Here is a 12,988-nt window from a genome sequence, read left to right on the forward strand (position 1 = left end):
GGCCCTATTTATTGCGGTAAAATAAATTTTTGTTCACGCTTCCACTCTACAGGAGTAAATGCACGAATAGATACTGCGTGAATTGTGCCATCTGAAATTGTATTCATTAATGGGCCATAAACTAGCTGCTGCTTTTTAACTCGGCTTAAACCGTCAAAGCATTCACCTACTGCAACAACTTCATAATGACTACCATTGGCTTTTACATGTACTTCAGCTAATTGAAGTTCTTCGCGTAATAATGTTTCGACTTGGCTAGTTTCCATAACTCTCACTCAAATAGGGTTGTAACCTGACCCAGTTGCATTAAATTTTGCAATTGCTCAGGTAGGTTTTGCAATTCAAGGCGAATGCCTTGCTGCTTTAATTCTGCAAAAGAGTGAATTAACCAAGCTAAGCCCGCTGTGTCAACCCTAGATACACCACTTAGGTCGAAATAGATGATTTTATGCTTGGTTAATAGCTTGTTGTTCAGAAGCTGTTCATCGCCAATTGAATTTCGAGTAAGCTCACCGTTTACTCGAAAATGTTGTCCATCAACTTGGCTTATTGCCAATTTAGTCATTCGAGTTACTGCCTCTGAACTGAACTGGTAGCTGACTCTTTTGCTCTAAAAGGTTACTTACATTATCAATACCTTGCTGACGCAAAATACCTTGTAGCTCACTTTGTTTTGCATCTAGTAAACTAATACCTTCAGCAATCATATCGTACGCGCGCCATTCACCGTCACGGTCTTCGCGTACTTTAAAATCGATTCTGATATCAGGTTTACCATCTTCAATAATTTTAGTTTTAACGACAACGACATCTTTGCCTTTAAATGCTTGTTCTGCACCAAACTCAACTTTCTGGTTTGTATATTGAGTGAATACACCTGCATAAGTAGCAACTAAATACTCTCTAAACACACCAATAAAGCGTTGAATTTCTTTAATTGCTTTGGCTTTTTCAGCTTCGTCGGTAATTGCACGTACTTTAGATACTTCACTACCTAGTACGCGAAGTGCTGCATATTTGTAGTCGATATAAGGCATTAATTCTTCTTCAACGATTACGCGAAGATGCTCTTGATTCTTAACAATTAATGGCTGATCTTTTTTAATACGTGCAAATGTATTATCGGCAACTTGGCGTACCATTTTATTTGGATCGATTAATTTCACATCTGCTGCACTTACGCTTTGAGTTAGCGTCATTGTGCTAATTGCTACAATAGCTAAAAACTTTTTCAACATAATAATTACTCACTACCTTGGTTGAATAAAAACTGCCCGATTAATTCTTCAAGTACAATGGCAGACTTAGTATCAGTAATTGAATCGCCATCACCTAGTGCTTTACTTTCCACACCAAACAAATCGTCAATTGCTTCATCTTGCTTGTTTTCAGTCACTGTTTCGCCTAAACAACGTTGTTTAGCCGAATCTGGAGAAATGACAGGGTGAATACCTAAGTACTGCTCGCCTAAAATACCCGACGTTAAAATAGAGATTGAACTCGTGTCTGAAAAACGACATAAGTACTGTGCATCAATAGTCATATTAACGACTGGTAAAAATTCTTGTGGGTGAACATAAATTGATTCAACACGACCAATTACAACACCACCTACTTTTACCGGTGCACGCGCTTTTAACGAGCCAATGTTTTCAAACTTGGCATTAAGCGTATATGTTTCGCCAGAGCCACTAATACCTGAATTGGCAACTTTAAGTGCAAGCATCGCAAAAGCTAAAATGCCAAGTGCTACAAAAAAACCAACTAAAATTTCTAATTTCCGTGAATTCATTATCTATACCCTATTAGCTGGTAAACATTACCGCTGTCAAAATAAAGTCAAAACCTAAAACTGCTAATGACGAATGAACAACCGTTTCGGTGGTTGCTTTGCTGATCCCTTCTGAGGTCGGCACACAGTCATATCCTTTATAAAGCGCAATCCAGGTCACCACTATGGCAAATACAAAACTCTTAATAATACCGTTTAGTATGTCTTGCTGAAACGACACTTGTGATTGCATGATTGACCAAAAACTACCTGTATCAACCCCCAGCCAATCTACACCCACTAAATGAGCGCCTATGATTGCTACGGCTGAAAATATCAATGCAAGCAATGGCATGCTTATAAAACCCGCCCAAAAGCGCGGTGCAATAATTCGTTTTAGCGGATCGATTGCCATCATCTCAAGTGATGAAAGTTGCTCTGTTGCTTTCATTAAGCCAATTTCAGCAGTCAATGCGCTACCTGCGCGTCCTGCAAATAGTAATGCAGTAACAACTGGGCCCAGTTCTCGCAATAAACTCAGTGCCACTAACGGCCCTAAACTATCCTCAGCGCCATAACCAACTAATACGGTGTAACCTTGTAGAGCCAACACCATGCCGATAAACAAACCCGACACCATAATAATCAGCAACGATTGCGAACCGACCATATAAAGTTGGCGAACAAGTAACGGTGTGCCTTTTTTAAAATTAGGAACATGCGCAAGCGCACTAAACAGCATATAAGCCGAACGGCCAAGAGCCGCAAAACGTCCTAGCGTTTTATGCCCTAGCTTTTGAAATAAATCCAACATTATGCTTTTTCTCCAAGCAGTTCATCTGCATAAGCTTGAGCCGGAAAATGAAATGGTACTGGACCATCCGACAAGCCTTTTAAAAACTGTTGAACTAAAGGAGATTCATGATTGCGCATTTCATCAGGAGTACCACAACCAATTACACCTTGATCGGCGATAATTATAACGTGATCGGCAATACTCATTACCTCTGTCACATCGTGTGTCACAATTAAAGACGATAAACTCAATACTTCGTTAAGCGACTTAATTAGCTTAACCAATACGCCCATCGAAATAGGATCTTGTCCTGCAAATGGTTCATCGTACATGATTAGCTCTGGATCAAGTGCTATAGCGCGCGCAAGTGCAGCACGTCTTGCCATACCGCCCGATAACTCAGAGGGCATTAAATCTTTAGCGCCACGTAGCCCAACCGCTTGCAATTTCATTAATACAACTAATCGGATAAGGTCTTCACTTAGCTTTGTGTGCTCTCTTATAGGAAACGCAATATTGTCAAATACTGACATATCAGTAAACAGCGCACCACTTTGAAAAAGCATGCTCATTTTAGTACGTGCTTCGTATAACTCTTTACGAGACATTTTAGGAATGCTGCCACCTTCAAATAAAATATCACCTGAATCTGGTTTAAGCTGACCACCAATTAAACGCAACATAGTGGTTTTGCCAATTCCGCTTGGCCCCATGATCGCAGTAATTTTACCTTTAGGAACGCTAAAACTCATATTTTTATATATGATTCTATTGCCTCTCGAAAAGCTAACATCCTTGACTTCTACTATTGATTGCGACAAGTCGCTCTCCATAAAAATGTTCACTAGTGCACCTATTTTAAAGCTTTTTTGTCAAAGATGGAAAAAACAATTCGTAAGATTTTGTAATACACCCATGAAAAGGATTATAAGACTCGCTCAAAACAGCTTAACCCCGGCTTAAATTTTTAAATTAGCTGTTTAAAAGCAGCATTGTTACGTAGTTGACCTTACTCTTTTATTTATACTTTCATCTTGGCTTTTGTTACTATTCGCGCCATCCGTATTTTGTATAACTGGCTTAACACAATGGTTACCTCGTTTGTTATTTTAATTCTTGGTTTTGCAGCTCTTGTTTGGAGTGCAGACAGGTTTGTTTATGGCGCTGCGGCTCTTGCTAAAAACTTTGGTGTACCTACACTTATTGTTGGTTTAACCGTGGTAGCTATGGGCTCTTCAGCACCCGAAATGATGGTTTCAGCCTCTGCCGCTCTGGCTAATAAAACCGACACAGCGGTTGGTAATGCTGTTGGCTCTAATATTACAAACATTTTACTTGTGTTAGGTATCACAGCTCTATTTCGCCCTCTTTCAGTTTCATCAAGTACATTAAAACGCGAAATGCCATTGGTAATGCTCGTATCTTTAGTTACTTGGTGTGTGTTCTCTGATAACTACTTTTCATTTAATGAAGGTGTTGCGCTTTTGGTTGGCTTTATCGTATTCATCGGTGGGTTAATTATTGTATCTATGCGTGCGAAAAACCAAGATGATCCATTTGTGTCAGAAGCCTGCGACGACGTCCCTAACGATGTACCTACGAAAAAAGCGGTATTTTGGTTAGTTGTCGGCATGATACTCCTACCTGTTAGTTCTCATTTTTTAATAGGTTCGGCTGTCGATATTGCTAAATACTTCGGCTTAAGCGACTTAGTCATTGGCTTAACAATTATTGCCATCGGTACTAGTTTGCCTGAACTTGCCGCTTCGGTTGCAGGTGTACTTAAAAATGAAGATGATTTAGCACTAGGTAATATTGTTGGCTCAAACATATTTAATATTCTAGCGGTATTACCACTTGCCGGTATTATTAACCCTTCTGCCATTGACCCATCATTAGTAAGCCGAGACGTATTAATTATGATTGGTGCAACACTTGCTCTCATTATTATGTCATTGAACTTTAGAGGCACCCAACGTATCAATAGAGTAGAAGGCGGCTTATTGCTAATAGCGTTTTTGGGTTACCAAGGGTATATTTTTAGTCAAGTAGGGTAAATGATGGCAACGCTAAATTTTATTGAACAAGGCCTTCGCGTTTTAGATGTTGAGCGCCAAGCACTTAGTGATATTGCACAATATGTAGATGAAAATTTTCATAACGCGTGCCAATTAATGTACGACTGCGAAGGCCGTATTATTGTCATTGGTATGGGTAAATCAGGTCATATTGGCAATAAAATAGCGGCAACCCTTGCAAGTACTGGCAGTCCAGCATTTTTTGTTCACCCTGGTGAAGCAAGTCATGGTGATTTAGGTATGATCACTAAAAATGACGTAGTTATGCTTATTTCCAATTCAGGGGAGACCAGCGAAGTTTTAAATATCATTCCTGTTTTAAAACGACTTGGTGCCAAAATGATATCGATGACTGGCAATACGCAATCAACCATGGCGACCCTTGCTAATGTACATGTGTGTATTAAAGTAGAAAAAGAAGCCTGTTCATTGGGTCTAGCTCCTACATCAAGTACCACTGCAACGCTTGCGATGGGCGATGCCATGGCAGTTGCATTATTAGAAGCTCGCGGCTTTACAGCTGATGACTTCGCGCTATCTCACCCAGGTGGTAGTTTAGGCAAGCGCTTATTACTTACTTTAAAAGATGTTATGCACAGCGGCGCAAATACACCTATTATTAGCGTTTCACAAACAGTTAAAGACGCCCTTATTGAAATGTCTGCTAAAGGTTTAGGCATGACAGCCATTGTTGATGAAAATCAGCAACTCGTGGGATTATTTACCGATGGCGATTTGCGTCGTATTTTAGAACAAAGAATTGATATTCATACAACACAAATAGATGTTGTTATGACTAAGTCATGCACTACGGCTACACAAGATATTTTAGCCGCTGAAGCGCTTAATATTATGGAACACAAACGTATAAATGGCTTAATCGTCGTCAATGAGAAAAACCAACCTATTGGCGCATTAAACATGCAAGACCTATTAAAAGCAGGAGTGTTATAAATGCAATTTGAAGAACTCTATCAACCGCTGAGCGATGATGCAAAAGCACGCGCTAAAAAAGTAAAACTACTTATATGCGATATTGATGGTGTATTTTCTGATGGCCGTATTTACCTTGGTAATCAAGGTGAAGAGCTAAAAGCATTTAATACAAAAGATGGTTTTGGCATTAAAGCGCTTATAAACAGTGGCTTTGAAGTGGCTGTAATTACTGGTCGTCATTCACAAATAGTGCAACAACGTATGAGCAGCTTAACCGTACAGCATATTTATCAAGGCCAAGAAAATAAGCTCATTGCCTATCAAGAATTAAAAGACAAACTCAACCTTAGCGATGAACAAATTGCTTATATCGGTGATGATGGTCCTGACATGCCCGTTATGGAATTAGTCGGCTTTGCTGTTGCAGTAAATGATGCCCATCCACTTATTAAACGTTTATCACACTATGTAACGCAAATGCCTGGCGGCTTTGGTGCAGTAAGAGAGCTCACCGACTTACTTATGCTTGAAAATGGTAAAGCATTGACTACACAAGGCACTAGTTCATGAATGCAGCGCGCATAATATTAAGCGTTTTATTCATTAGCTGTATGGTTTGGCTTTGGTACCCTTATTTTACACAAACAAATATTGTGCCTCAGACTGAGCCTGAAGTTATTGCCAAGCCTGATTACATAGCCATTGAACTCAAACAAACAGCCTATGACGAACAAGGTAAAATTAGCCACAAAGTCACTGCGGCTAAAATGGAGCTATATCAACAATTAGGTTTTACGTTTTTTGAAAAACCTATTTTTACTTTATATAACGAAAAGCAAACGTGGCAAATAAATGCAGACGAAGCAACATTATACGAAGACAAACAATTAATTTTAGAAGGCAATGTGGTTGCCAAAAACTTAACCGATAACGCCATGATAGACAAAATCAATGCTGATAATATTCAGGTAGATATAAAGCTATTAACAATGCGTTCGGAGCAACCCGTTATCATCACTGGACCCAATTTAAAAATCACTGGTAAAGGCCTAGAAGCCGACTTAAAAACCGAAGTGATAAAACTAATTAACCATACGCGAACCATATATTATGACCAATAAAATATTAAAATCACTTATTATTCCTACACTTATACTAGCGTTTAATAGTAATGCTGCAGAGCAAAACACGCAACCGACTGCAAATCAAATTTCAATAAGCGCCGATAAGCAAGAAGGTCAATTAAAAGCTAATGTCGGGATTTTTGAGAAAAATGTTGAAATTATTCACGGTAATCGCCGTATCACAGCCGACCGCTTAGAAGTACATAAACGCGATGAACTTGGTGATAATAAACAATTATTAATTGCTACAGGTAGCCCTGCGCACTTTGAAGAAAAGCAATCAGATGGCACGACTATGAGCGCCAGTGCTGACGAAGTACGTTATGATGTATCTAAGCGTTTTTTAACGCTTGTTGGTAATGCACAAGTATCGCAAGCGGGACAAAAAATAAATGCTAAAAGCATTACCTACGATATAGAGCAGCAGCTAATCAGTGCCGAAAAAGATGAAAACTCAACTGACCGCGTTCACACAATTTTAGTGCCAATCGAGACTAAAAAAAGTAAAAAAAGCGACAAAGGTCAACCATGAGCACATTAAAAGCAGAGCTATTAGCAAAGAGCTATAAAGGCCGTGAAGTTGTAAAAAACGTCGGCCTTGAAGTCAAAGCTGGCAGTATTGTTGGCTTACTTGGCCCTAACGGCGCAGGTAAAACTACCACGTTTTATATGATAGTAGGACTTGTACCTAGCGACAAAGGTAAAATATCGATAGACGATAACGATATTACTCTTTTACCTATGCATAGTCGTGCTAGATTAGGCATTGGCTACTTACCGCAAGAGTCTTCAATATTCAGAAAGCTGACTGTTTATCAAAACTTAATGGCCATTTTAGAAACGCGCAAAGAGTTAAATAAACAAGCTAGAGAAGACACTCTCGATAAATTATTAGATGAATTTAGCATACAACACATTCGTGATAGCCAAGGTATGGCATTGTCAGGAGGCGAACGTCGTCGTGTTGAAATAGCACGTGCGCTGGCAGCAGATCCTAAATTTATATTACTGGATGAACCATTTGCAGGTGTTGACCCTATTTCGGTATTAGATATAAAGAAAATAATAGAACATCTTAAAAATCGTGGGATTGGTGTATTAATTACCGATCATAACGTAAGAGAAACCCTTGATGTTTGTGAAAAAGCCTACATTGTTTCTCATGGGGAGCTGATTGCATCAGGTACTCCAGAACACGTATTAAATGATAAAACAGTACGCGATGTTTACTTAGGCGAGCAATTTAGGCTGTAACATTTACGCCATGTCTTTAAGCATCTGCTAGTATTAATTATAACAACATAAAAGGATTGTTAGAGATACATGAGGCAATCACTACAGCTGCGCATGGGCCAGCAACTTACAATGACTCCACAGCTGCAACAAGCTATTCGTTTGTTGCAACTCAGTACATTGGATCTCCAGCAAGAAATACAAGAAGCTCTCGACAGCAACCCGCTATTAGAGGTTGAAGAAGCAGACTATTCAGAAGACGCTGCAGGTAAAAACGAGCAAAAAGCAGATACAGATGACATAACTGTTAGCGCATCTGCCGATGATGCTCCAAGCGAATACGAACAAGATAGTGGTGAAGCACTTGCAAAAGACACGCTAAGTGACGACATGGCTATGGATGTTAGTTGGGATGAGTACATGAGTGCCGCCCCAGCAGCATCATCGGGTCCGATGCCTGAAGACGAATCAATATACCAAGGCGCCTCTACTGAAACGCTCCATGAGTATTTAATGTGGCAGTTACAACTAACGCCATTTAGCCCTACAGACGAAGCTATTGCTATTGCGATTGTAGAAGCCGTCGATGATTCAGGTATTTTAACACTAAGCTGCGAAGAGATTTTAGAAAGCTTTAATCAAGAAAACGAAGATGATAACGAAGTCGAACTTGATGAAATTGAAGCTGTATTAAAACGCATCCAACTGTTTGATCCTGTTGGTATTGCTGCACGTAGTTTACAAGAGTGTTTGTGTATTCAGCTTAACCAGTTTGATAAAGAAACACCTTACATTAATGAAACAAAAATGATTTTAACCGAGCATATTGATTTATTAGCTGCTCGTGACTATCGTACATTAATGAAGAAAACTAAGCTCAAAGAAGAAGAGCTTAAAGAAGTAATGACATTAATACATACTCTTAGCCCTAAACCTGCAGATACTATTGTAAGAGAAGAATCTGAGTATGTTATTCCTGATGTGTCAGTTAAAAAAATTAAAGGCCGCTGGGTTGTTGAGTTAAACCCAGATAGCATGCCTAAAATTCGTGTTAATAGCCAATACGCGGCAATGTCTCGCACTGTAAAATCCAGTGGTGACAGCCAGTTTATTCGCTCGCATTTACAAGAAGCTAAATGGTTTATTAAAAGCTTAGAAAGTAGAAACGACACGCTATTAAAAGTAACAAATTGTATTGTTAAGCAACAACAAGGCTTTTTTGAACACGGTCCTGAAGCCATGAAACCAATGGTTTTAAATGATGTTGCTGAAATGGTAGAAATGCACGAATCAACAATTTCGCGCGTAACAACCCAAAAGTATATGCACACACCCCGTGGTATATTTGAGCTTAAATATTTTTTCTCAAGCCATGTAAGCACCGAAAACGGGGGGGAATGTTCATCTACAGCAATCCGTGCGCTTATCCGAAAATTAATCGCAGCAGAAAACTCAGCAAAACCATTGAGTGATAGCAAAATAGCGGATATATTGGCTGAGCAAGGAATTAAAGTAGCGAGACGTACAATCGCAAAATACCGCGAATCTCTGGCTATTCCACCGTCAAATCAGCGTAAAAGTTTGATTTAAGACGCAAAAAAAAGAGGGTAATGCTTATGCAACTAAACTTAACTGGTCGTCACGTAGAATTAACCGATTCACTAAGAGACTATATTAATACCAAATTTGCGAAGCTAGAAAGACACTCTGATCATATTAATAATGTTCATGTCATTCTCGATGTAGAAAAATTAAATCAAAAAGCAGAAGCCACCATACACGTAAGCGGTGCTGAGCTATTTGCCTCTACAGAACATCAAGATATGTATGCCGCCATTGACTCGTTGATCGACAAGCTCGATCGACAAGTAATTAAACACAAAGAGAAGCTTGCTCGACACTAATATGATGAAATTAAGCTCACTTATATGCCAGGACTGCAGCAAAGCTGCGGTCCTTTTTAATAGCAAAAAAAGAATTTTAGAGTTCATTAGCGAACTTGCTCACGACAAACTTCCGTATTTACCGCAACAAGATATTCTTAATGCTTTAATGAGCAGAGAAAAATTGGGTAGTACAGGTATAGGGCGTGGCATTGCCATTCCTCATGGAAGAATGAGCGGTGCAGAAGAGCCTTTGGCTTTAGTACTCGTTAGCGAAACTCCAATAAATTTTGATGCAATCGATAATCGCCCTGTTGATATTTTCGTCGCACTCATCGTACCAGATGGCGATAACCAGCAGCACTTAAAGACTCTAGCAACCATTGCTGATAAACTAAACAACAAAGATTTTTGTAAACAGTTACGCAGTGCAAAATCAGATACTGAGCTTTACCAAGTTATTGTCAATCAATCATAGTTTTATAAAGGGTGTTAAATGGAGTTAATTATCATAAGCGGCCGTTCTGGTTCTGGAAAGTCGGTTGCTTTACGCGTTGTAGAAGATTTAGGTTATTATTGCGTAGATAATATTCCAGTTAACTTGCTTCCTTCATTAGTTCGCAGTGTGTCTGATAGCTACGATAAAATTGCTGTTAGCATTGATGTGCGTAACATCCCTAAACAACAGGATGAATTTAACGATATTCTTGAATACTTGCCTGGCTTTGCAAAACCTACGTTATTTTATTTAGATAGCGACGATCAAACATTGATCAAACGTTTTTCTGAAACTCGTAGATTACACCCACTATCAATTGACTCGTTGCCTCTTGATTTAGCCATCAAAAAAGAAAAAGAATTACTTGATGTATTAATCACCCGCGCCGACTTTATGATAGACACGACTGATTTGAGTGTTCATCAACTCGCTGAATCTATTCGTGAAAAGATTTTAGGTAAAAAAGATAAACAACTGATTGTCACGTTTGAATCGTTTGGTTTTAAACACGGCATACCAAAAGAAGCAGATTATGTATTTGATGCACGCTTTTTACCAAATCCACATTGGGAACCTGAATTAAAACCTTTAAATGGGTTAGATCAACCTGTTAAAGATTATTTGGCCAATCACAGCATAGTGCAAAAATTCACATGGCAAATTCAAACATTTGTACAAACGTGGTTACCGCACTTAGAGCGAAATAACCGCAGTTATTTAACCATTGCCATTGGGTGTACAGGCGGACAACACCGCTCTGTATATTTAGCGCAAACTATCGGTGAAAGTTTTGCAATGACACATCCCAATGTAAAAATTCGCCATCGCGAACAAGAAAAATAATATAGCTGAATAATCACCTGTTCAGCTTAAGTAGAGTAAGTTATGCATTGTGAAGACACTTTTTTAATAAAAAACAAATTAGGATTGCACGCCAGAGCAGCCACCGTGCTTGCCCAATTAGCAGTGCAGTTTGATGCGACAATTACATTATTTCAAGATGACAAAGAAGCCGCAGGCGATAGCGTACTTGCACTAATGCTACTTGAAAGTAGCCAAGGCAAAGAAGTAAAAGTTGTATGTAAAGGCCCCGATTCTGAGCAAGCTTTACATGCTGTTGGAGAATTAATAGCACAACGTTTTAATGAACAAGAATAAACAGTTATAAAAATAATGCTCGCATTACTAATGCCCCAACTAAAACAGATATATAAAATAAATACGGTTAGTGACGCCAGTTAACTCACCTCTCCCCATAAAGTAATATAAAAATTTATAAAGGACGCCAATGCCTGAAGCTTTTGAACAAGATTACCCACTACAGCAACTAAAACAGGTGACTAAGTCACTCAATAGTGGTCAATTTGTTCAAGTTAGGCGCATGCTCGCAAAAACAGCTCCTTGTGATACCGCATTATTATTAGAATCATCACCACATAAAATTCGCCGACTCCTTTGGCAGTTGGTTGATCCTGATGTGCAAGGTGATGTTCTTGAAGAACTATCAGAAGATGTTCGTTTAGGCATTATTGCCCAAATGGAACCTAAGCACATTGCAGCCGCAACCGAAGATATGGGCCACGATGACTTAGGTGAAGTATTACGTAGTCTGCCGGACACCGTTTATAAAGACGTTGTTAGTGCGATGGACATTCAAGACCGTGAACGTGCAACACAAGCACTTTCGTATCAAGAGCGTTCTGCTGGCGCGCTAATGAACACCGATACAGTGACCATTCGCCCTGACGTTACGCTTGATGTTGTACTTAGGTATATTAGGCTACGTGGCGAGTTACCAGAAGGTACCGATGACTTGTACGTTGTTGATAAGCATAACTGCTTTATAGGCGCTTTATCGCTGAGTACATTATTAACTAACCCGCCAGAAAAGATTGTTCGCGATTTAATGGATGAAGATTGTGAATCCATTCCAATCTCAATGGATGAAAGTGAAGTCGCGCAATTATTTGAACGTCATAATTGGATATCGGCCCCCGTAGTTGATGATAACGATCAGCTCCTTGGTCGTGTCACTATCGATGACATCGTTGACGTAATCCGAGAAGATGCTGAGCATAGTTTATTGGGCTTAGCCGGCCTTGATGATGAAGAAGATACCTTTGCGCCAGTACTAAAAAGCTCTAAAAAACGCTCAGTTTGGTTAGGTGTCAACTTACTAACTGCACTTGCAGCTGCTTTTGTAGCTAGCTTTTTTGAAGGCACTTTAGATGTTTTACCTATTTTAGCTGTACTTAACGGTATTGTCCCTTCTATGGGCGGTGTTGCAGGTAGCCAATCATTAACGCTTGTTATTCGTGGTATTGCGGTAGGTCATATAAATCAAACAAACCAACGTTTCTTGATGATGAAAGAGCTTGCTATTGGCGCGTTAAACGGTGTTTTGTGGTCGTTGTTAATAGCAGGTGTTATTGCCCTATGGCAGTGGGACTTTATGCTTGGTGGCGTACTCGCCTTCGCTATGTTTATGAACTTAGTGGTGGCAGGTGTTGCTGGTGCGAGTATCCCTATTATTCTTAAAAGAATGAATATAGACCCAGCTCTTGCAGGGAGTGTGGTGCTAACCACGGTGACAGATATTGTGGGTATATTCGCCTTTTTAGGTACTGCTAGTTGGTTGCTGGTTTAAATTAGAAACCTTTGCAAATAA

General features: G+C 39.4%; 18 protein-coding genes. 12 read left to right on the plus strand and 6 right to left on the minus strand.

Annotated features, from left to right (window positions below; translation table 11 throughout):
• Positions 1–8 precede the first annotated feature (8 nt).
• From CXF64_RS09610 to CXF64_RS09635, 6 genes are read right to left on the minus strand one after another with little or no spacing between them, the layout of a single operon-like run.
• Positions 9–266 carry a BolA family protein gene (locus CXF64_RS09610; RefSeq protein ID WP_002957953.1) on the minus strand — a complete coding sequence of 86 codons (258 nt, stop codon included), beginning with the start codon at positions 264–266 and terminating at the stop codon, positions 9–11.
• Positions 267–271: 5 nt separating this feature from the next.
• Positions 272–565, minus strand: a complete 294-nt coding sequence (locus CXF64_RS09615) for an STAS domain-containing protein (RefSeq protein WP_010554274.1) — start codon at positions 563–565, stop codon at positions 272–274.
• Positions 558–1,238 (minus strand): MlaC/ttg2D family ABC transporter substrate-binding protein, encoded by a 681-nt coding sequence (locus CXF64_RS09620; RefSeq protein WP_024593998.1) that lies wholly within the window; start codon positions 1,236–1,238, stop codon positions 558–560. Before CXF64_RS09620 ends, CXF64_RS09615 begins: the two co-directional genes overlap by 8 nt.
• A gap of 5 nt (positions 1,239–1,243) precedes the next feature.
• Positions 1,244–1,792, minus strand: a complete 549-nt coding sequence (mlaD, locus tag CXF64_RS09625; protein ID WP_002957950.1) for an outer membrane lipid asymmetry maintenance protein MlaD — start codon at positions 1,790–1,792, stop codon at positions 1,244–1,246.
• A gap of 13 nt (positions 1,793–1,805) precedes the next feature.
• Entirely contained in the window at positions 1,806–2,585 is a 780-nt protein-coding gene (gene mlaE / locus CXF64_RS09630) for a lipid asymmetry maintenance ABC transporter permease subunit MlaE (RefSeq protein ID WP_002957949.1), read from the minus strand.
• A complete protein-coding gene (locus CXF64_RS09635; protein WP_101216913.1) occupies positions 2,585–3,400 on the minus strand; it encodes an ATP-binding cassette domain-containing protein in 816 nt (271 codons plus the stop codon). The genes mlaE and CXF64_RS09635 overlap by 1 nt, the downstream gene beginning before the upstream one ends.
• A gap of 255 nt (positions 3,401–3,655) precedes the next feature.
• Between CXF64_RS09635 and CXF64_RS09640 the strand changes: the two genes are divergently transcribed.
• From CXF64_RS09640 to mgtE, 12 genes are all read left to right on the plus strand, one after another.
• Entirely contained in the window at positions 3,656–4,624 is a 969-nt protein-coding gene (locus CXF64_RS09640) for a calcium/sodium antiporter (protein WP_101216895.1), read from the plus strand.
• Between the two features lie 3 nt (positions 4,625–4,627).
• Positions 4,628–5,599: a KpsF/GutQ family sugar-phosphate isomerase gene (locus tag CXF64_RS09645; protein WP_024607452.1), complete on the plus strand. Its 972-nt coding sequence runs from the start codon at positions 4,628–4,630 to the stop codon at positions 5,597–5,599.
• Entirely contained in the window at positions 5,600–6,151 is a 552-nt protein-coding gene (kdsC, locus tag CXF64_RS09650) for a 3-deoxy-manno-octulosonate-8-phosphatase KdsC (RefSeq protein ID WP_007580311.1), read from the plus strand.
• A complete protein-coding gene (lptC, locus tag CXF64_RS09655) occupies positions 6,148–6,702 on the plus strand; it encodes an LPS export ABC transporter periplasmic protein LptC (protein WP_007580308.1) in 555 nt (184 codons plus the stop codon). The genes kdsC and lptC overlap by 4 nt, the downstream gene beginning before the upstream one ends.
• Positions 6,692–7,237 carry a lipopolysaccharide transport periplasmic protein LptA gene (lptA, locus tag CXF64_RS09660; protein WP_101216896.1) on the plus strand — a complete coding sequence of 182 codons (546 nt, stop codon included), beginning with the start codon at positions 6,692–6,694 and terminating at the stop codon, positions 7,235–7,237. The genes lptC and lptA overlap by 11 nt, the downstream gene beginning before the upstream one ends.
• Positions 7,234–7,959, plus strand: a complete 726-nt coding sequence (gene lptB, locus CXF64_RS09665; RefSeq protein ID WP_007580304.1) for an LPS export ABC transporter ATP-binding protein — start codon at positions 7,234–7,236, stop codon at positions 7,957–7,959. The genes lptA and lptB overlap by 4 nt, the downstream gene beginning before the upstream one ends.
• 69 nt (positions 7,960–8,028) lie before the next feature.
• Positions 8,029–9,528, plus strand: coding sequence for an RNA polymerase factor sigma-54 (locus CXF64_RS09670; protein ID WP_007580303.1), 1,500 nt, complete (start codon positions 8,029–8,031; stop codon positions 9,526–9,528).
• A gap of 26 nt (positions 9,529–9,554) precedes the next feature.
• A complete protein-coding gene (gene hpf, locus CXF64_RS09675; protein WP_007580301.1) occupies positions 9,555–9,842 on the plus strand; it encodes a ribosome hibernation promoting factor in 288 nt (95 codons plus the stop codon).
• Between the two features lie 4 nt (positions 9,843–9,846).
• A complete protein-coding gene (gene ptsN / locus CXF64_RS09680) occupies positions 9,847–10,299 on the plus strand; it encodes a PTS IIA-like nitrogen regulatory protein PtsN (RefSeq protein WP_024590190.1) in 453 nt (150 codons plus the stop codon).
• Positions 10,300–10,317: 18 nt separating this feature from the next.
• Positions 10,318–11,163: an RNase adapter RapZ gene (gene rapZ / locus CXF64_RS09685; RefSeq protein WP_101216897.1), complete on the plus strand. Its 846-nt coding sequence runs from the start codon at positions 10,318–10,320 to the stop codon at positions 11,161–11,163.
• Positions 11,164–11,205: 42 nt separating this feature from the next.
• Positions 11,206–11,478: an HPr family phosphocarrier protein gene (locus CXF64_RS09690; protein WP_002957937.1), complete on the plus strand. Its 273-nt coding sequence runs from the start codon at positions 11,206–11,208 to the stop codon at positions 11,476–11,478.
• A gap of 130 nt (positions 11,479–11,608) precedes the next feature.
• Positions 11,609–12,967, plus strand: a complete 1,359-nt coding sequence (mgtE, locus tag CXF64_RS09695) for a magnesium transporter (RefSeq protein ID WP_101216898.1) — start codon at positions 11,609–11,611, stop codon at positions 12,965–12,967.
• Positions 12,968–12,988 lie beyond the last annotated feature (21 nt).

The organism is Pseudoalteromonas sp. GutCa3 (assembly GCF_002836155.1).
GTDB lineage: Bacteria > Pseudomonadota > Gammaproteobacteria > Enterobacterales > Alteromonadaceae > Pseudoalteromonas > Pseudoalteromonas arctica.